Source organism: Rhodothalassium salexigens DSM 2132, assembly GCF_004341375.1.
Lineage (GTDB): Bacteria > Pseudomonadota > Alphaproteobacteria > Sphingomonadales > Rhodothalassiaceae > Rhodothalassium > Rhodothalassium salexigens.
In genome coordinates this window covers 373,612-391,452 of the sequence record NZ_SLXO01000003.1, presented here as the reverse complement: position 1 = coordinate 391,452, position 17,841 = coordinate 373,612, and the positions used below count along the sequence as shown (strand labels likewise).

At 71.3% G+C, this 17,841-nt stretch carries 17 protein-coding genes and 1 pseudogene; 7 read left to right on the top strand and 11 right to left on the bottom strand.

The features are described 5' to 3' along the window. From EV659_RS06355 to EV659_RS06340, 4 genes are all read left to right on the top strand, one after another. Positions 1 to 1,335, top strand: a complete 1,335-nt coding sequence (locus tag EV659_RS06355) for a murein hydrolase activator EnvC family protein (RefSeq protein WP_132708000.1) — start codon at positions 1 to 3, stop codon at positions 1,333 to 1,335. 3 nt (positions 1,336 to 1,338) lie between these two features. Further along, positions 1,339 to 2,853, top strand: coding sequence for a S41 family peptidase (locus EV659_RS06350; protein ID WP_132707999.1), 1,515 nt, complete (start codon positions 1,339 to 1,341; stop codon positions 2,851 to 2,853). 85 nt (positions 2,854 to 2,938) lie between these two features. After that, the gene (locus tag EV659_RS06345; protein ID WP_132707998.1) at positions 2,939 to 4,339 is read left to right on the top strand and encodes a divergent polysaccharide deacetylase family protein; all 1,401 of its coding nucleotides are present in this window, start codon (positions 2,939 to 2,941) and stop codon (positions 4,337 to 4,339) included. Positions 4,340 to 4,351: 12 nt separating this feature from the next. Then, a complete protein-coding gene (locus tag EV659_RS06340) occupies positions 4,352 to 4,894 on the top strand; it encodes an RNA pyrophosphohydrolase (protein ID WP_132707997.1) in 543 nt (180 codons plus the stop codon). A gap of 28 nt (positions 4,895 to 4,922) precedes the next feature. Here the strand turns inward: EV659_RS06340 and EV659_RS06335 are convergent, their stop codons facing one another. Genes EV659_RS06335 through ftsE form a run of 4 tightly spaced genes read right to left on the bottom strand, consistent with a single transcriptional unit; the run spans position 4,923 to position 8,177 of the window. Beyond that, positions 4,923 to 5,927, bottom strand: coding sequence for a DUF2125 domain-containing protein (locus tag EV659_RS06335; protein ID WP_132707996.1), 1,005 nt, complete (start codon positions 5,925 to 5,927; stop codon positions 4,923 to 4,925). A gap of 59 nt (positions 5,928 to 5,986) precedes the next feature. After that, positions 5,987 to 6,562 (bottom strand): YdcF family protein, encoded by a 576-nt coding sequence (locus tag EV659_RS14665; protein WP_165878761.1) that lies wholly within the window; start codon positions 6,560 to 6,562, stop codon positions 5,987 to 5,989. Beyond that, positions 6,562 to 7,431: a cell division protein FtsX gene (locus EV659_RS14660; RefSeq protein ID WP_165878760.1), complete on the bottom strand. Its 870-nt coding sequence runs from the start codon at positions 7,429 to 7,431 to the stop codon at positions 6,562 to 6,564. The genes EV659_RS14665 and EV659_RS14660 overlap by 1 nt, the downstream gene beginning before the upstream one ends. Before the next feature lie 14 nt (positions 7,432 to 7,445). Continuing rightward, the gene (gene ftsE / locus EV659_RS06325; RefSeq protein ID WP_200287797.1) at positions 7,446 to 8,177 is read right to left on the bottom strand and encodes a cell division ATP-binding protein FtsE; all 732 of its coding nucleotides are present in this window, start codon (positions 8,175 to 8,177) and stop codon (positions 7,446 to 7,448) included. Positions 8,178 to 8,317: 140 nt separating this feature from the next. Between ftsE and EV659_RS15200 the strand changes: the two are divergent. After that, a pseudogene (locus tag EV659_RS15200) lies at positions 8,318 to 8,431 on the top strand (zinc-ribbon domain-containing protein); the annotation flags it as partial. Between the two features lie 12 nt (positions 8,432 to 8,443). Beyond that, entirely contained in the window at positions 8,444 to 9,430 is a 987-nt protein-coding gene (locus tag EV659_RS06320; RefSeq protein ID WP_243641583.1) for a hypothetical protein, read from the top strand. Positions 9,431 to 9,580: 150 nt separating this feature from the next. Here EV659_RS06320 and EV659_RS06315 read toward each other — a convergent pair whose 3' ends face one another. The 4 genes from EV659_RS06315 to argH form a co-directional block, all read right to left on the bottom strand. Next, the gene (locus EV659_RS06315) at positions 9,581 to 12,055 is read right to left on the bottom strand and encodes a DUF4175 domain-containing protein (protein ID WP_132707994.1); all 2,475 of its coding nucleotides are present in this window, start codon (positions 12,053 to 12,055) and stop codon (positions 9,581 to 9,583) included. A gap of 67 nt (positions 12,056 to 12,122) precedes the next feature. Continuing rightward, positions 12,123 to 13,394 carry a diaminopimelate decarboxylase gene (gene lysA / locus EV659_RS06310; protein WP_132707993.1) on the bottom strand — a complete coding sequence of 424 codons (1,272 nt, stop codon included), beginning with the start codon at positions 13,392 to 13,394 and terminating at the stop codon, positions 12,123 to 12,125. Continuing rightward, the gene (lptM, locus tag EV659_RS14655; protein ID WP_165878758.1) at positions 13,391 to 13,549 is read right to left on the bottom strand and encodes an LPS translocon maturation chaperone LptM; all 159 of its coding nucleotides are present in this window, start codon (positions 13,547 to 13,549) and stop codon (positions 13,391 to 13,393) included. Before lptM ends, lysA begins: the two co-directional genes overlap by 4 nt. A gap of 92 nt (positions 13,550 to 13,641) precedes the next feature. After that, a complete protein-coding gene (gene argH / locus EV659_RS06305; RefSeq protein ID WP_132707992.1) occupies positions 13,642 to 15,042 on the bottom strand; it encodes an argininosuccinate lyase in 1,401 nt (466 codons plus the stop codon). A gap of 66 nt (positions 15,043 to 15,108) precedes the next feature. Here argH and EV659_RS06300 point away from each other — a divergent pair, with 66 nt between their 5' ends. Next, positions 15,109 to 15,702, top strand: a complete 594-nt coding sequence (locus tag EV659_RS06300) for a TlpA family protein disulfide reductase (RefSeq protein ID WP_132707991.1) — start codon at positions 15,109 to 15,111, stop codon at positions 15,700 to 15,702. 141 nt (positions 15,703 to 15,843) lie between these two features. Here the strand turns inward: EV659_RS06300 and EV659_RS06295 are convergent, their stop codons facing one another. From EV659_RS06295 to EV659_RS06285, 3 genes are all read right to left on the bottom strand, one after another. Continuing rightward, positions 15,844 to 16,125 carry a DUF2312 domain-containing protein gene (locus tag EV659_RS06295; RefSeq protein WP_132707990.1) on the bottom strand — a complete coding sequence of 94 codons (282 nt, stop codon included), beginning with the start codon at positions 16,123 to 16,125 and terminating at the stop codon, positions 15,844 to 15,846. A 163-nt stretch (positions 16,126 to 16,288) separates the two neighbouring features. Further along, positions 16,289 to 16,912, bottom strand: coding sequence for a class I SAM-dependent methyltransferase (locus tag EV659_RS06290; RefSeq protein ID WP_132707989.1), 624 nt, complete (start codon positions 16,910 to 16,912; stop codon positions 16,289 to 16,291). 78 nt (positions 16,913 to 16,990) lie between these two features. Next, on the bottom strand, positions 16,991 to 17,767 hold the full coding sequence (locus EV659_RS06285; RefSeq protein WP_132707988.1) for an N-formylglutamate amidohydrolase: 777 nt from the start codon (positions 17,765 to 17,767) through the stop codon (positions 16,991 to 16,993). Positions 17,768 to 17,841: the final 74 nt, after the last annotated feature.

Genomic DNA, 17,841 nt, shown 5'->3' with positions numbered 1-17,841 from the left:
GTGACCGGTCGCGCCGCGCATAGCACCACCGCCGGCCCCCGGCCCCGGGCGCCCGGCCGCCTGGTGGCCGCGCTGGGGCTCGCCATCGCCCTGTCGCTGGCCAGCGCGCCGGCTCACGCCCAGCAAGAAGAGCGCGCGCGCCTCGACCGGATCGAGGCGGAACTCGCCACCCGCGCCGCCGAACAGCGCAAGCTGGCCGAACAGGCCCAGGCCGCCGGCGCCGAGGCCGAGGCCCTGACCCGCCGGTTGAGCGCGGTGGCCGCCGAGATCCAGTCGTCGGAGGCGCGCGCCGACAGCCTCGAACGCGACATCCGCGTGGTCACCCGGCGCCAGAACGACAAACGCGCCGAACTGGCCGAGCGGCGCGAACAGATGAGCCGCACGCTCGCCGCCCTGCAACGGCTGAGCCGCCAGCCGCCCGCACTGGCCGTGCTGCGCCCGGGCGGCGCGCTCGACGTGGCGCGCGGCGGCACGCTCCTGGCCACCCTGGTGCCGCAGGTGGAAGCCCGCGCCGCCGCCATCGCCGACGATATCGAGGATCTGCGTACCATGCGCGCGCGCCTGGCCCGTGACCGCGCCGCCCTCGACAGCACGCTGGCCCGGCTCGACGACCGCCGCGAACGCCTCGCCGCCCTGCTCGATCGGCGCGAACGCGACCGCCGCCGGCTGCAGAGCGAACTGGCGCAGGAGAAAAAGAAGATCGCGTCCCTGGCACGCCAGGCCGAATCGCTTGAAGCCTTAATCGACAAGCTGGAGGCGGAGCAGGCCGAGCGCCAAAGGCTGTTATCCGAGGCGTTGGCGCGCGCCGGCGAAAGCCGCCCCGAGCGCGGCAAATCGGCCCGCGACGAGCGTCGGCTGGCCGGACTGCCCAAGGCCGCGGGCGACCTGCCGCTGCCCGCGCAGGGCGCGATAATCCAGGCGTTCGGCGCGCCGAAAGAACTCGGTAAGACCGAGGGCGTTACCATTCGGACGCGCGCCGGCGCCCAGGTGGTGGCCCCTTATGATGGTCGGATCCTGTTCGCCGGACCGTATAAGGGTTATGGTCGTCTCTTGATTATCGATCATGGCGAAGATTACCTTAGTATTCTTGCCGGCCTTGATCGTTTGTACTGCCAGGAGATGCAATGGGTGCTTGCCGGCGAACCGGTCGGCGCCATGGCGGCTCCGGCCCGGACCGGCAGCGCCCCAAGCAGCCGCGTCGCCGCCGATAGGGCGGCGGGCACGCAAGGGCCGGGACCGACCGGCGGAACGGACTTGTATATGGAACTGCGCCGGGCGGGCAAGCCGGTCGATCCGCTGCCCTGGCTTGCGGCGAGTATCGAACAGATGGGTTGATTCATGCGCACAGGATTTTTCGCCGTCACGCTCTCGGCCTTGCTGACCCTGGGCCTCGCCTTGCCCGGCGCGGCCGAGACCGACAAGAAGGGTTTCAACACCTACCAGGATCTCAACCGCTTCGTCGAAGTGTTCGAGAAAATCCGCGCCGAATATGTCGAGGAAGTGGACGACGGCGAGGTGCTGGAAGCCGCGATCAACGGCATGTTGCGCTCGCTCGACCCGCATTCGAGCTATATGGGCCCGGAGACCTTCCAGAACATGCAGGTCCAGACCGAGGGCGAGTATGGCGGCCTCGGCATGGAGGTCACCATGGAAGACGGCGTCGTCAAGGTGGTGTCGCCGATCGACGACACCCCGGCCGAACGCGCCGGCATCCAAGGCGGCGACTATATCACCCATATCGACGGCGAGGCGATCACCGACACCTCGCTGACCAAGGCGGTGCGCCGGATGCGCGGCCCGATCGGTCAATCGGTCATCATCACCGTGGTGCGCCAGGGCGTCGACGAACCGTTCGACGTGGAAATCGTCCGCGACAAGATCCGCCTCGCCTCGGTGGACTATCGGGTCGAGCGGGGGAACATCGGCTATATCCGCATCTCCAGCTTCAACGAGAAGACGACACCGGGCCTCAAGGACGCGCTCTCGGGCCTCAAGGCGGACCTGGGCGACGATCTTGCCGGCATCGTGCTCGACCTGCGCAACAATCCCGGCGGCCTGTTGAACGAGGCGATTTCGGTCTCGGACATGTTCCTGGACCAGGGCGAGATCGTGTCGACCCGCGGGCGCCGGCCCTCCGACCGCGCGCGCTGGAACGCCACGCCGGGCGACCGCGCCGACGGTGTGCCCGTGGTGGTGCTGGTCAACCCGTTCAGCGCCTCGGCCTCGGAGATTGTCGCCGGCGCGCTGCAGGACCACCGCCGGGCGACGATCCTGGGCGAACGGACCTTCGGCAAGGGCACCGTGCAGACGGTGCTGCGGCTCGACCGGGAAAGCGCCATTCGCCTGACCACCGGGCGCTATTACACGCCCTCTAACCGCTCGATCCAGGAACGCGGCATCGAACCCGACATCGAGGTCTTGCAGACCGAGACGTCCGGTCGCCGGGTGCGGCGCGAAGAAGATCTGGCCGGCCATCTGGTCAACGAGAACGGACCGCTCAAGCCCGCCGCGGCCGAGGCGCTGAAGGACGCAGCCGGGGACGGCGAGGCGCCCGATGGCACAGACACCGGCGGCGACGACACCGACGCACCCGACGCGGAGGCAACCGGCGCCGATGCCCCGCATACCGATGACCGGGATGCCGACGCCCCTGCGGGCGATCAGGTCGCGGCCGACACCGCAGCCGAAGACAGCGAGCCCGTCGACCGACAGTTGGAGCGCGCCCTCGACCTGTTGCAGGGCACCGAGGTCGCGCTGTCCAACATGGATGGGGCCCGGATCGGCTCAGGCCGACCGGGCCGACCAAGCGGCGCAAGATTGACCCGTCGCAGGGCGCACAGTACACGAAGGTGACAGGCTCAGGCTCGGCGCCGGGATCAACCGTGCGCCGGGTCGGGCTGTCGCCCGGTTGTCTTCCTCTGCCGAACGGGGCCGATCCTTGGCCAAGAACAAGCCCGATACCCCCGACCGTCTCGTCGCCAATCCGCTCAAAGCCCGCGCGGAGGCCAAGGCCGCAGCCCGTCGCCGACCGACCCGGGCGTCGGGGAAGACCAAGCAGGACCAGCCCACAAAGCCGGCCGGTCCGCGCAAACCCGTGCCGCCATGGCGCAACCTGGCGCTGGCCTGGGGGGCGACGGTGTTGCTCGTCGTCGGCGGCGCCCTGGCGCTACACCTGACTTATTCGGCCGACCCCGCGCCAACCGACCCGGTCCAGGACGCGCCGGCACCAGAAACCGCCTCGGCCAGCCCGACCTTAGAGCCCGCGCCGGCACGCGCCGATGGCTCCACCGCAGCCGCCGCAGCGACCGCCGCCGAAGGTCAAGCCGCCACCCAGACGCCATCGGATGACCCGGCCGCGGACGAGGCCACCACAATCGCCGCCGACAATCCGGCACCGGCAGCGCCCGACAGCGACGCGGTCGACCGCCAGGCCGCCGCAACCGACGCCACACGCGACGGCGAACCGGCGGCCGACGAGCGCGACCGGGCCGACGCCGGTACGGGGGGCCTCCCGGGGGACCGGGCGCCGGCGTTCGACGCGGCGCCGTTCCCCGACCCGCGCTACCTGGACAGCGGCGACTATGAGGGCCTGCCGCGCCGTGCCGACAATGGCACGACGCCGTTCGAGCGCTATGCGCGCCCGGCGGCGGCCACCGACCGGCCGGTGATCGCGGTGGTGATCGTCAATGTGGGGCTCAAAAAGCGCATCGGTGACCGTATCCTCGACGAGTTGCCGGCCGAAATCACCCTCGGCATCTCGCCTTATGCCGAAAGCCCCCAGGACTGGGCGACCCGGGCCCATGCGGCGGGCCATGAGCTGTTGCTGATGGTGCCCATGGAGCCGCAGGACTATCCGCGCAACAATCCCGGCGTCGACACGCTCAAGGTGGAGGTGTCGAGCGCCCGCAACATCCGCTCGCTGCACACGGTGATGCGGGCATTCGGCGGCTATATGGGCACGGTCAACCATATGGGGTCGCGCTTCACCGCCGACCGCAGTGTGCTACGCCCGGTGTTGCAAGAGATCGACAAGCGCGGCTTGATGTTCCTCGACGCCCGGGTCACCGGCTTTTCCGCTGCCGGGCGCATGGCCAGCGAGTTCGGCATGCCGACCGCGGTCAACAACCGCTTCATCGACGCCGTCGCCTCGCCCGACGCCATCGACGACACCTTCGCCGACCTGGAAAGCATCGCCCGCAACGACGGCGTGGCGGTGGGCATCGGCAAGCCGCTGCCGGTCACCGTCGAGCGTATCCAGTACTGGCGCGGCCGGTTGGCGGCCCAGGGCATTTCGTTCGTGCCGCTGTCCACCATAGCCGGCCGCCAGACCATCCGCTGAGGACCGCACGCCATGGCCAGCTCCGATCCCGATCTGCCCAACCCAGCCCCCGCGCCCGCCGACGATCCGGACGCCTTGCGCGCGCGCCTGCCCTATCGCCCGTGCGTGGGCATCATGCTGATCAACCGGGCCGGCTTGGTGTTCGTGGGCCAGCGCATCGACACGCAAGTCGACGCCTGGCAGATGCCTCAGGGCGGCATCGACCCGGGCGAAAGCGCCGACGAAGCGGCACACCGGGAACTGTTGGAAGAGGTCGGCACCGATGAGGTTGCGGTGCTGGGCCGGACCCGCGACTGGCTGAGCTACGACCTGCCGGACAGCCTGCTGGGCCGGGTCTGGGGCGGTCGCTATCGCGGCCAGCGCCAGCACTGGTACGCCATGCGCCTAACCGGTGCGGAAGAGCGCATCGACATCGCCACCGATCACCCCGAGTTCGAAGACTGGACGTGGGTCGAGGCACCGCGCCTGCCGGCGCTCGCCATTCCCTTCAAACGCCGGGTCTACGAACAGGTCGTCGCCGAACTGGGCCACCTGGCCCAACCGCTTCGCAGATGATCGGCCGGCATCTCGCCACCGGGCGACCTTAGCGCGGCGCGAGCAGCGGCGGCAGTGTCGCCAACGCGACCGGGCCAAGCGTCAGCACGCCATCCTGCACCATCATCGCCAAGCGGGCCGGCGTGGCGCCCGCCGTTGCAGCCGACACCGACCTTGCCACATCCGCCGGCACCATCCCCAAGGCAGCCGCCTGACCGATCAAAGCGCTCGGGTCGTCGACAACCAGGGTCGCCGCGCCGAATGGGCGAAACGCCTCGTCAAGCGCCAGACTGCCGTTGACGGACGCCGCCACACCGCCCCAGTCGCCCGACAGCCGATCCAGTTCCAGCGTGCCGCCAGCGTCGCGCCAGTCGGCCAGATCGGCGCGCCCAACCCCGCCGAGCACCCCGTGCAGCGCCACCCGCAGCGCCGGCGCCTCGATCGTTCGCCCCAACGGCCCCGCCGCCGGCGCGTCACCCCCAACCAACCGGGCCCGCTCGGCGCGCAATGCCAGCCGACCGGTGCGCGGCAGCCGGACGCCTTGTGTCTCGGTCGCTTCGGCACCGTCGACAACCAACAAGGCTCGGTCGAGCACCAGCGCCGGCGCCGCACCCGGCGGACCGAGCGCCAATGCCGGCACCTCGAGCCCGAGCCGCCAGCCGGCCGTGTCTCGCTCGGTCAGGCTGGCGCGCACCGCAGCAGCCTGCAACGCCAGCGCAGGCCCGTCGGCAAAAGCGCCGTGGCCAGCGACGTCGGCGCCGCGCACCACCCAATGGTCGGGCGTCCACAGATGGCTCACCGCCTCGACCCGGCCGAGCGCCAGCCGTGCGCGCAGACCATCGCCCGACAGGTCGAGCGTCAGATCGGGCACGCTCAACACCAAGCGGAAGGGAAAACCGCCGACCGCCACCGGCCCGTTGGCGAGCGTCACGCCGGCCCGCCCATCGACCGCCGCCAGGCGCTCGACCAGCGTGGCGCGCAGACGGTCGGCCTGCCAGTGCCAGACCCCGGCATAGGCGAGCATCAGCCCCAGCGCTGCCAGCGCGCTCAGCACCAGACCGGCGCGGCGCGGCGGGCGACGACGCCGGGCGGGCGGCGGTGACCGGCGCCGGCTCACAGGCGCGCCACCGTGGCCGTCACCAGGAATTTTGAATACTCCGCCGCCAAGGTCGCCAGACCGGCCCGGCTGGCCACCGGATAGGCGACCAGCCGCACCCCGGGCATGGCGCCCTCGAACGCGGTCAAACTGCGTGCCATGTGATAGTCGGCGGTGATCACCAAGAGCGAGCGAAACCGGTTCTGCTCGGCCCAGAAAGCCGTCTCGCCGGCGTTACCGATGGTATTGCGCGCGCTGTGGCCCAGATCCACACAGCAACCGACGAGGCCCGCATAGTCGCGATACTGGCCGATGATCTCGCCCTTGCCCACGACCGCATGGACGCCCGAAATCAACATCCGGTCGGCGACCCCGCGTTCGAGCGCTTCAAGCCCGGCGCGGATGCGCCCGCCGCTGCCGGTCAGCACGACAATCCCGTCGACCCGGAAGCCCGGACTGAGCGCGCGTTCCGGCGGCAAGGTGGCCAGGAAATAAACAAATCCCCCGCCCCAGGCGACGCCCAGCGCCAGCACCAGGGCGCCCAAGCGCGACCAAAGGCGGCCACGACGGTGCGATGCCGGACGCCGCGCCATCAGACCAGATCGTCCAGGGTGCGCATCACCGTCCAGCGCGCGGTGATCAGGGTGAGCAGCGCGGCAAACAGCGGCAGCGCCAACAGTGCCAACAGCGCCGGCCCGCCGAGCCCCAATTGCGGCAGCAACCCGCCGCCGATGCCCTGGACCAGCCGCGACAGGGCGTAAAGCGTGATCAGGCACAAGACCGTGCCGCCAAGCCCGCCCTTGAGCCCGTCCATCAACGCCTGAAACTGAAATTCGCCGGCGATGGTGCGGTCCTCGGCGCCCATCAGGTGCATGATCCGCACCGCGCGCTGTTGGCTCGCCAGACCGGCGCGGGTGCCGAACACCACGATCGCCGCGGTCGCCACCAGCACCAGCACCACCACCGCCCAGGACAGCGTCTGCAACAACGCCGACAGATCGTAAAGCCGGCCGAGCCAGCGGGCATGGTCGTCGATCTCGGCGCCGGGCGCGCGCGCCGCAAGCCGGGCGCGCACCGCGCCCATGTCGACCCGCCGGCCGGGGGCGAAGGTGACGTCGATCAGTGCGGGTACCGGCAAGCCCGCCTGCGCCACATCGGCCCCAAGCCATGGCGCCAGCAGGTCGGCGACCTCATCGTCGGGCAACACGCGCACCGCCTCGACCCCCGGCATGGTGCGCAGGGTGGCGAGCGCGGCCCGCTGGATGCGACGGCTGGCGTCCGGGTCGGGCTCGACGATCTGCACGGTCGCCTTGCGCTCCAGACCCGAGGCCCAGCCGGCGAGCGCGCCTTGCAGGCTGAGCCCGGCGACCATGGCCAGGCCGCACAGATACATCATCACCGCGATCACCCACGGCACCAGGCCGCCGCGACTTTTGCCGCGCGGTAGAAATCGAACCGGCACCAGACCGCGCACCGTCAAAACCCTCCGAAATCGGCCGGTTGGGGCGGCACCGGCGCGCCCGCCACCCGCGGTGCGCCGCCGCCACCGCCCACCGCCAGCAATTGCCCGTGCGCCAATTGCATGCGCGCGCCGCCGATGCTTTCGGCCAGCGTCAAGTCGTGGGTGGCGATCACCGTGGTGGTGCCAAGCCGGTTGAGTTCGACGAACAACCGCGTCAACCGCTGCGCCATGGACGGGTCCACATTGCCGGTCGGTTCGTCGGCAAGCAGCAGATCGGGTTTGCCGATCACCGCGCGGGCGATGGCGACGCGCTGCTGTTCGCCGCCCGACAGCGTCGGCGGCTTGGCATTCAGCCGGTCGCCCAAGCCCACCCAAGACAGCAATTCCCGGACGAAGCCCTGGATGCGCTCTTCGGGCAGGTCGCCGGCAATGCGCAGGGGCAGCGCCACATTGTCGAGCGCCGACATATGGTCGAGCAATTGAAAGTCCTGGAACACCACGCCGATGCGGCGGCGGAAGGCCGGCAGCTGACGGCGCGCCAGCCGGGTCACGTCGTGACCGAACATCTGCACCGAGCCACGCGTCGGCCGCTGATCCAGATACAGCAGACGCAGCAAGGTCGACTTGCCCGCCCCGCTCGGCCCGGTCAGCACATGCAGCGACCCCGGTTCCAGCGTGAAGCTGATGTCGCTCAGAACCTCGGCCCCCATGCCATAGCGTTTGCCCACATTCTCAAACCGTATCACAACGCCGTGCCTTGTTGTTTTGCGGGGGACGAAACGGGGCCGAAAACCGGGGTTCTTGAAATGGCTCCGGGCGAACTCTATACACGGGGTGGCGTGGCTGTCCACCCGACGACCGGGACATTGGCCGCCTGACAGACCCGATGGCGGATACGCGGATGCTGATTGCCTGCCCCTCTTGTTCGACCCGTTACAACGTCCCCGAAGCGGCGCTGGCCGGCGGCGGCCGCTTAGTGCGGTGCAGCAGCTGCGGCCATGAGTGGCGCGCAGTGGCCGAGACCGACGCCTCAAACGAGGCCGCCGAACCGGCCACGCTGCCCGAGCGCGAGGAACGGCCCGACTTTTCGGCCGTGTTCCGCGACGCCGACGACGATGCCGATGCCCCGGCACCCGACGATCCGGCCCCGCCTGGCAGCGCCACAAGCGATACCATCGCCGCCGACAACGCGACGGCGGACCGGCCGTCCGAGCCGCAGCAGGCGGGCGGCGCCGGGCCCGCCGGGCGCCCGGATATGGACCCCAATTCCCCGTTCGCCGCATTGCGCCAAGCGGTGGAACGCAGCGGCTCGGTCGACATGGCCGCCGAACGCGCCGCCAAGGCCGAGCGCGCCGACGCCGCCGATGAAGGCGCGCTCGCCGATCCGAGCCCGTTCGGTCACCCCGCCATGGCCCCGGCCGACGCCCCCAACGGCACCGCCAAGCGCCCCCGAGGCCCACGCGGTCTCGACGGCCTCAGCCCCTTTGGCGCCGCCGATCACGACCGCCCGGCCGCCCGCCGGCCGCGCTGGGTGACCGCCGGTTGGGTCGCCTTGCCGGTGTTTTATCTGGCCTTGGCCGGCGGCTTTGTGGGCTTTGCCGACACCGTGGCCAGCGCCTGGCCGGCGTCGCGACCGCTCTATGCCGCGCTGGGCATGACCCCGAACGCCGCAGACGCCGGCGCCCCGGCCCCAAGCGCGGCGCAATTGCTACGCCTGTCCACGCCCGAGGTGGCCTATCGCAATCCCCAGGACCCGACCAACGGGCTGAGCATCGCGGTGACCATCACCAACCCCACCGACCGCCGGCTGACCCTGCCGCCGCTCGATGGCGTCGCCGAGGACGCGCGCGGCAATGTGATCTATCAATGGCAGATCCCGGTGGATCGGTCGGTGCTGGAACCGGGCGCCTCGGTGCCGGTTGAAACCGGCATCGACTTTACCCCCGACCGGCTCGATACCGTGCGCATCGCCTTCCGCACCGACCCCCAAGACGGCTGACCAGCCACCAAACGCCCCCGCGCCAGGCGGCCGCCCGCCCCTTGGCACCGGGCGGCCCTTGGCACCGGCCGGCCCTTGGCGCCCCGTTCGGCGGCGTTCCCGCCCGTCCGCGGCGCAGGCCTCGCGCGGGATCGAGCCGCCGGGCTCGCCTCAATAGCGGCGCAACAACCGCTCGATATAGGCGCGCTCTTCAGCACTCAAACCGGGGTCGGACAAGCGCTCGCGCAGGCTTTCGACGATCTCTTCCACGCGGCGGCGGCCGTCGGCGCCGGGCAGTTCGAAGTCCGAGGTGGACAAGTCAGGCGCCATGCGTCCCAGCGGATCGCGGCCGCCGCCGCGGCCTTGCTGCTGGCTGCGCGACCGGGCCAATTGCTGCTGCAACTGCTGTTCGGCCTGATCCACCTGCTGCAGGGCCTGGGCCTGATTGCCGATGGCGCCGGCCCCGTCGCCGCGGGCCAGGGCCTCGCTGGCGGCGTCGAGCGCTTGCTGAGCCCGGTCCACCTGTTGCGGCATCTCCATGCCGGCCTCGCCCGCCGCGCCGCGCAGTTGCGACAGGGTCTCGCTCAGCCGCCTCTGGGTTTCGGCCAGGCCGTCGAAGGGTTGCGGTTCGAGCCCCTGGCGGCGGTCGGCGCGGTTCTGCATGGCGCGCTGGGCGGTGCGGTTGAGCACCTCGCGCTGTTCCTCGCTCAGGCCCTTGAGCGCCTGGGCGGCCTGCTGGGCGGCGCGCATCCGCGCCAGGTCCTCGGCATCGAGCGGCTCGCGACGCATATTCTCCATCATGGCCCGCAATTGGTCGAGCATCTGGCGGGCCTCTTCGGTCCGACCGGCCGCCGCCAGGTCGCGGATCTGCTGAACCATGGCCGACAGCACGCCGGCGTCCACGGTGGTCACCCGGCCCTGGTCGCTGCTGGGCGGCGGGGTCTGTGCGCCGTTGAAGGTCTGATTCTGGCTGGCCAGAAACTGGCGCAGCATCTGATCGAGTGCTTGGGCCTGATCGGCGATGGCGCCGGCATCGCCGCTTTCGAGCGACTGCGCCATGGCGTCGAGGGCGGCGCGCAACGCGGCCTCGGCCTCGCCCACCTCACCGTCTTCGAGCCGCAGCGCCGCGCGCCACAAAAGCTCGGCCGCCTGATCGGCCTGGGCGATCCCGCGGCCCGCCTGCAGCCGCCAATAGGCGCTGCGCAGGGCGGCGAAAACCATCAGGTCGCCGTCGAACGCGTCGGGCGCGCGGGCCAGCCGCCGCAGCGTCGCCCCGACCCGGTTGCGCGCCCCGGGATTGTCGATCAGCCGGCGCCGCGCGTCGACCATCTCGCGCGCCACCGGGTGCTCGAAATCGCGCACCGGCAGGGTGACGGCGAGCGGCTCGGAACGCGCGACCTGGCCCGCCGCGTCGCGCACCACCAGTTGCACCGCCACCGCCTCGCCCGCCCAATACTGGTCGGACAGATCCTGAAACGCCGTCGCGGTGATCGTCTGGCCGCCGGTGCGCGCCGCCGGCAGGTCGACCACCAGCACCGCCTCGTCCGTTTCGGCGGCGTGATAGACCGTCGCCGCGTCACCGCCGGTACGCGGCTCGGGCACGGCGGGCAGCGCGCGCTCGGGCGCCGGCGGGCCGAGGCGCACATGATTGCCGTCGCCGCGCCGGATTTCCAGCCGCGCCGCCGTGACCCCATAGTCGTCGCTCAACCGGTAGGAAAACCGCGTCGCATGGCGCTCGGTGGCCTCGGGCGGGCCGGCGAACGCAGCCTCGGGCGGCGTGTCGGGCGTCACCTCGATGGGCCAGCGGGCGCGCAGCACCGCGCCCTGGCGGACCCGGATGTCGCCCGACGCGGTCACCGCCGCCTCGACCCGGTGCGACGTCTCGGCCGGGCTGTCGAAGCTCAACCGGTCGCCGGCCAGATCCAACACCGGCGCCCGGTGGCCGCCGGTCAGTTGCACGGTCAGCACGCTGCCCTGCGGCACCACCAGCGGCTCGGCGGTGGCCGTCGACGCCACAGCGGCGTCGCCCGCGCGCGCCAGCACGGTGGGCGTGGCGCCGGTATAGTCGGGCGGCGTAATCCAGGCGTCGAGGCGCACGGCGCGCGGCGTGCCGCCGGGGCGCAGCGAAAAGGCGTCGTCGAGCCGCCGCGGCGCGTCCGGCCCGGCGATCAGCAGCCCAGCGCCGAACAGCAGCGCCACCGCGACGCGGATGGCGCGCGGGTCGGCCTCGACCCAGCTCAGCCGGGGCCGCGGGATCGGCAGGGCCGCCACCCGTGCGGCCATGCGCCGGCGGTGTTCGGCCCACAGCCGCTCGGCCAGCGGCCCCGTGGTGGCCGGTGCGTCGGCGTCCACGTCGAGCGGGCGGTGCGACAGGCCCGCGCGCGCCTCGACCCAGCGGCGCACGGCGGCGGGCTCGGGCCAGCCGAGGCCGTCGCCGGCCAAGCGCCACAGATGGCGGCCGAGCGCGACCACCAGCACCACAAGTGCCAGGCTGTGCACAAATCCGGGCAGCACGGCCCAGACATTGACCAGGGCCAGCGCGGCGAAGCCGGCGACCCACAGCACCGGCGGCAACAAACGCGGCCACAACCGTTCGACGAACAGCAGCACCCGGGCGAGCCTCAAGCGCGTGGTGTGACGGGCCATCACCGTCTCCCCTGTGGGTCTTTGTGGTCCGCGGGCGCGGCCCGCCTGGCCGACGCGCGCCAGGTGCCTAGTGTGCGAGCCAGGGCGGCAGCTTGTCCATCCCCCGCCAGAACGCCTCGTCGAGCCGGGGACGCACCACGTGCCATTGGTCGTCCTTGACCAGCACCTCGGGCACCAGCGGGCGGCTGTTATAGGTGGACGCCATCACCGCGCCATAGGCGCCGGCCGAGCGCACCACCAACAGATCGCCCTGCGCCAGCGCCGGCAACGACCGCGCGCGGCCGAAGATATCGGCGGTCTCGCACACCGGGCCGACCACGTCGGTGTCGTAGCGCGGCGCATTGTCGGGCGTCTGGCGCACCGTGTCGATGTGGTGGAACGCCTCGTACATGGCCGGCCGCAACAGGTCGTTCATCGCCCCGTCGACCACCGCGAAGCGCCGCGCCTCGCCTTCCTTGGTGAACAACACGCGGGTGACCAGCACGCCCGCATTGCCGGCGATCAGCCGGCCGGGCTCGACGATCACCGAGACGCCGAGCGGCTTGGCGAGCTTCTGCACCAGCCGGCCATAATCGGCGGGCGCCGGCGGCTCGGGCTCGGCGGGGTCATAAGGGATGCCCAGGCCGCCGCCGAGGTCGAGCCGGCGGATCTGGTGGCCGTCCTCGCGCAACTGGCCGACCAGGTGGGCGACGCGGGCGAACGCCTGCTCGAAGGGTTCCAGATCGGTCAGCTGCGAGCCGATATGCACGTCGATGCCGGCCACTTCCAGGCCCGGCAGGCGCGCCGCATGGGCATAGACCGCGCGCGCCCGGGTCCATGGGATGCCGAACTTGGTCTCGGCGCCGCCGGTGGCGATCTTGGCGTGGGTGCGCGCCGCCACATCGGGGTTGACGCGCAGCGATATCTGCGCCGTGCGGCCCTGCGCCTGGGCCATGTGCGACAGCCGTTCGAGCTCGGGCTCCGATTCCACGTTGAACTGGTGGATGCCCAAGGCGACGCCGCGCGACAGCTCTTCAAGCGACTTGCCGACGCCCGAGAACACGATCCGCTCGGGCGGGATGCCGGCGGCCACCGCGCGCTCCAGTTCCCCCAGCGACACCACGTCAGCGCCCGCGCCCCTGGCCGCCAGGGCGCGCAGCACCGCCATGTTGGCATTGGCCTTGACCGCAAAGCAGACCAGATGGTCGAGCCCGGCGAGCGCCTCTTGAAACACCGTCAGGTGACGTTCCAGCGTCGACTGGGCATAGACATAGACCGGCGTGCCGACCGCGTCGGCGATCACCGGCAGGGGCACGTCCTCGGCAAAGAGGATGCCGCCGCGATAGTGAAAATGGTTCATGGCCGGCCGGGCTTCTTGTCGTCGCCGGGGATCTCGTCGAGCGCGGCGGGTGCCGGCGCCTCGGTCGGCGGGTCGAGGGGCGCGCGCCGCCCGCAGCCGGCGAGCAACGCCGTCACCAGGGCGAGCGCCAGGAGCGCGCTCAAGGTCCGTGTCATGCCGTCTCCCCTTTCATCGCCTGCGTCCCGTTCCGGGGCGCGCCTGTGGCACCCGAGCGCCGGTCGGCGCCCGGATCGGATCGCCCCCTGGGTCAGAGCCAGGCGGCGCGCGCCGCCGCCGCTGCTTCGCGCACCCGTTCGGGCGCGGTGCCGCCGAGGCTCTGGCGCGACGCCACCGACGCCTCGACGCTCAACACGTCGAAGACCGCCGGGCCGATGCGCGCGTCGACGCCTTGCAGCGCCGCCAGGTCCAGATCGGCCAGGCTGTCGAGCCCCTCGGCCTCGGCCAGCCGGACCACGCGGCCGGTCACATGGTGCGCCTCGCGGAAGGTCAGCCCGGCCTCGCGCACCAGCCAGTCGGCCAGGTCGGTGGCGGTGGAATAGCCGCGCCCGGCTTCCTGCCGCATACGCGCCGGGTTGACGCGCAGATCGCGCACCTGCCCGGTCATCGCCGCGATCGCCAGCGCGAAGGCGTCGACCGCCTCGAACACCGGCGGCTTGTCTTCCTGCATGTCCTTGGAATAGGCCAGCGGCAAGCCCTTCATGGCGACCAGCAGCGCCTGCAACGAGCCGAACAGCCGCCCGGTCTTGGCGCGCACCAGTTCCGCCGCATCGGGGTTGCGCTTCTGCGGCATGATCGACGAGCCGGTGGAAAACCGCTCGGACAGGGTGATGAACGAGAACGGCGCCGACGCCCACAAGACCATTTCCTCGGCCAGGCGCGACAGGTGACCGCCCGCGATCGCCAGGGCCGACAGCAATTCAAGCGCGAAATCCCGGTCCGAGACCGCGTCCATGGCATTCGCCATCGGCCGATCGAAGCCCAGGTCGGCGGCGGTGGCGTGGCGGTCGATGGCGAAGCCGGTGCCGGCCAGCGCCGCCGCGCCCAAGGGCGATTCGTTGAGCCGCCGGCGCGCGTCGGCCAGCCGCCCGCGGTCGCGCGCGGTCATCTGCACATAGGCCATCAGATGGTGGCCCAGGGTCACCGGCTGGGCGGTTTGCAGATGGGTAAAGCCCGGCATGACCGTGGCGGCGTGCGCCTCGGCCTGGTCGAGCAGCGCGGCCATGAACGCCGCCAATTCGGCGTCGAGCCGGTCGATGGCGTTGCGCACCCACAGCCGGAAGTCGGTCGCCACCTGGTCGTTGCGCGAGCGTGCGGTGTGCAGAAGCCCCGCCTCCGGGCCGATCAACTGGGCCAGGCGCGCCTCCACATGCATGTGGATGTCTTCAAGGGCCGGGTCGGTCTTGAACGTGCCGGCGGCCAACTCGCCGGCGATGGTGTCGAGCCCGGCAAGGATCTTCTCGGCACTGTCGGCGGCGATGATGCCCTGCTTGGCGAGCATGCGCGCGTGCGCCTTGGAGCCCGCGATATCCTCGGCCCAGAAGCGCAGGTCCATGTCGATCGACGCGTTGATGGCGGTCATCACGCTGTCGGGGCTGCCGTCGAAGCGGCCCTGGATCAACGGATTGCGCCCGCCCGTTGGGGTGTCCATAGTCTGTCTCTCCCGTCTCCCCGTCTTGCCCACGGGGTGCGTCCGTATACCGAAAAGGAGCGCGCGATGAACAACCGCTGGCTTGCCCCCACCATCGGCGCCTTGGCCGTCCTGGTCTTGCTGTTGGTCGTCTATCTGGTGGTTTTGCTTATGGGCAGCGGCGCACCGGGGCAAGCGTCGATTGCCGACAAGGCGGTGGGCGAGATGGCCGATTTCACCTTCGACCACCGCGGCGAGCCGGTGCCGCAAACGCCGTTCGAGACCGCCGACGGCACCCAGCGGACCCTTGGCGATTTCGAGGGCCGGGTGGTGCTGGTCAATCTGTGGGCCAGTTGGTGCGCGCCCTGCCTGACCGAACTGCCGCATCTGGCGCGCCTGCACACCGAGATGGGCGGCGCGGCGTTCCAGGTGGTCGCCGTGTCGCTCGACCGCGAGGGCCGGGCCAAGGCGCAAGCGACGCTGGAGAAGGTCGACGCCACCGCGCTGCCGCTTTATGTGGACGCCAGCATGGCGCTCGGCCAGGCGTTCGGCGAGGGCGTCATGCCGGTCACCGTGCTGGTCGACGCCAAGGGCCGCGAAGTCGGGCGCTATCTGGGCCCGGCCGACTGGGCGTCGGACGAGGCCAAGGCGCTGATGCAAGCGGTGATCGACGCCGGCTGACCGCGCCGGCCCGGGGCACCGGCCGCACCGCCGGTCCTGACGCGCGCAGCGACGCGATGCGGCGGACCGGTGCGGCGGCCCCGACACCGGCCGCGACGGCTCCACGACCGGCACGCCCGGCGCGCCGGCCCGGGGCGATGGTCAGGCGGTGGCGTCGTCGTCTGCCGCTGCGGCCGCGTCGCCGCCTTCGAGCGCGTGCAGATAAACGTCGAGGAGCGCTTCGAGTTCCTGGCGTTCCTGGGTTTCCATCTTCCGCACCTTGATCACCTGGCGCATGATCTTCGGGTCGAAGCCATTGGCCTTGGCCTCGGCGTAGACATCCTTGATGTCGTCGGCGATCGCCTTCTTCTCTTCTTCAAGCCGTTCGATGCGCTCGATGAACTGGCGCAGCTGCGCGCCCGAGACGCCGCCCACATTGGCCATGTCCTGACACTCCCTTGACGCTGTCGGGGAAAGGCGCGGACCATAAGCGACCCGCCGGCCCAAGGCAATGGCAGCCAAGGGCCAAAATCGGCCCTATCGACCGGCCAGCGGTGCGGCCGGACGGCACCTCGCTCAGCGCATGGCGGCCATTCTCTGCCGGCCCCTAGACACCCGCCGCAGCACCCAACCGGCAACCGGCTCGGCCCCGGCCTTTGCGCGCGGCGAAATAGTGATTGCCCCCCTCGTCCACCGGCGTGGCGACCAGGTCCAGACCGGCCTTGGCAAGCAGGCGCCCATAGGCCGCCGCGCCCAGCGACCGCGACCGCCGCCCGGTCATCAGATCGTCCCAGACACATGACGGGGCGGGGGCGGAGAAGAGCAGCCGACCGCCGGGCTTGAGCGCCCGGGCCAGGGCGGGGATGAGCGCGCGCTGGGTGTCGGCCGGCAACAGAAACACCAGCCCGACCGCCAGGGCGCCGTCGAACGACCGGCCGAAGAAGTCGCTGCGCTCGGCGGCCTCGCAGCGCACCGGCACATCGGGCAAGCGGCGGCGAAAGGCGGCGACCATCGCCGGTGCGGCGTCGATGGCCCACAGGTCGAACCCGTCGGCCACCAGGGCGGTAGCCAAGGGCTCGCCCGAGCCGGCGCCCACATCGACGATCGATCCACCCGCCGGCAGCGACGCCGCCCAATCGCGCACCACCGACCGCCCGATGGGGTGCGCCGCCCGCCGTGCGGCGAAGGCGTCGGCGACCGCGTTCCAACCGTTCGACAGGTCTTCACCCATCGGCACCGTTCCCGTTCCAGCCCCCGGGGTGGGGGCTCCCTTGAGCCGACCGGTTGCGCCCCCCTTGCTGCCGGCCGGTCAGACCGGCTGCGGGCGCATCGCCTGGCCCTGCGGCATGGCGTCGATGCACTCGGCCAACAGGTCGGCCCACAGGCCGTGGCCGGCGTCGGACGCCAGCAGATCCTGGCGAATCTCCACCGTGGTCTGCGGGATGCCCAAGGCCTGACCGTGCCGGTCCATGGTGTAGTAAAGCTCGCGCCCCGAATAGGGTTCATTGTCGCCGAGCGTGAAGGCGTAGCGCGCGTCGAGCGTGCTCAGGAACGCATGGGCCAGGCGCGGGTCGCGGTCGTGCAGGAAGGCGATCTCCCACGGGCGCGCCGCGCCCGCGATCACCGGCGTGAAGCTGTGCACGGCGATCACCAGCGGGCGCGGGTGGCGCTCGGCCGCCGCGGCGACCGCCGTCGCGCACCGGTCGTGGAACGGGTGGAAATAGGCGTCGAGGCGCGCAGCCCCGGCTTGCGGCGCCAGGTTCTGGTTGGCCGGCACCGCCACGCCGTCGCTATGCGCGGGAAACGGGTTCTGATGCGCAGGGTTGCGATTGAGATCGCAGACCAGTCGCGAGACCGTGGCGATCACCGCCGTAGCGCCTAAGCGCTCGGCCAGCGCGCGGGTCACCGCCTCGGCACCGATGTCGATGGCGATGTGGCTGGTCATGGCGTCGGCCGGCACGCCCAGGTCGCCACCATGAAGGTCGGCGGGCACGGCATTGCTGGCATGGTCGCAGACGAGGACGATACCGCTGCCGCTGTCGGGGTTGAGGACTTCGGGCGGACGCGGGGTCAGGGAATAAGGCATCGGAACAAACGGACAGACTGGAGGGACGGGACGGTCGCTGGCGGCTCGGGGCTATGACGGCGCGACCGGGTGCC

Coding starts and splice junctions, on each gene's coding strand:
- EV659_RS06350 (WP_132707999.1), top strand. CDS start 1,339: ATGCGCACAGGATTTTTCGCCGTCACGCTCTCGGCCTTGCTGACCCTG.
- EV659_RS06340 (WP_132707997.1), top strand. CDS start 4,352: ATGGCCAGCTCCGATCCCGATCTGCCCAACCCAGCCCCCGCGCCCGCC.
- EV659_RS14665 (WP_165878761.1), bottom strand. CDS start 6,562: ATGGCGCGGCGTCCGGCATCGCACCGTCGTGGCCGCCTTTGGTCGCGC.
- EV659_RS06315 (WP_132707994.1), bottom strand. CDS start 12,055: ATGGCCCGTCACACCACGCGCTTGAGGCTCGCCCGGGTGCTGCTGTTC.
- lysA (WP_132707993.1), bottom strand. CDS start 13,394: ATGAACCATTTTCACTATCGCGGCGGCATCCTCTTTGCCGAGGACGTG.
- lptM (WP_165878758.1), bottom strand. CDS start 13,549: ATGACACGGACCTTGAGCGCGCTCCTGGCGCTCGCCCTGGTGACGGCG.
- argH (WP_132707992.1), bottom strand. CDS start 15,042: ATGGACACCCCAACGGGCGGGCGCAATCCGTTGATCCAGGGCCGCTTC.
- EV659_RS06300 (WP_132707991.1), top strand. CDS start 15,109: ATGAACAACCGCTGGCTTGCCCCCACCATCGGCGCCTTGGCCGTCCTG.
- EV659_RS06295 (WP_132707990.1), bottom strand. CDS start 16,125: ATGGCCAATGTGGGCGGCGTCTCGGGCGCGCAGCTGCGCCAGTTCATC.
- EV659_RS06290 (WP_132707989.1), bottom strand. CDS start 16,912: ATGGGTGAAGACCTGTCGAACGGTTGGAACGCGGTCGCCGACGCCTTC.
- EV659_RS06285 (WP_132707988.1), bottom strand. CDS start 17,767: ATGCCTTATTCCCTGACCCCGCGTCCGCCCGAAGTCCTCAACCCCGAC.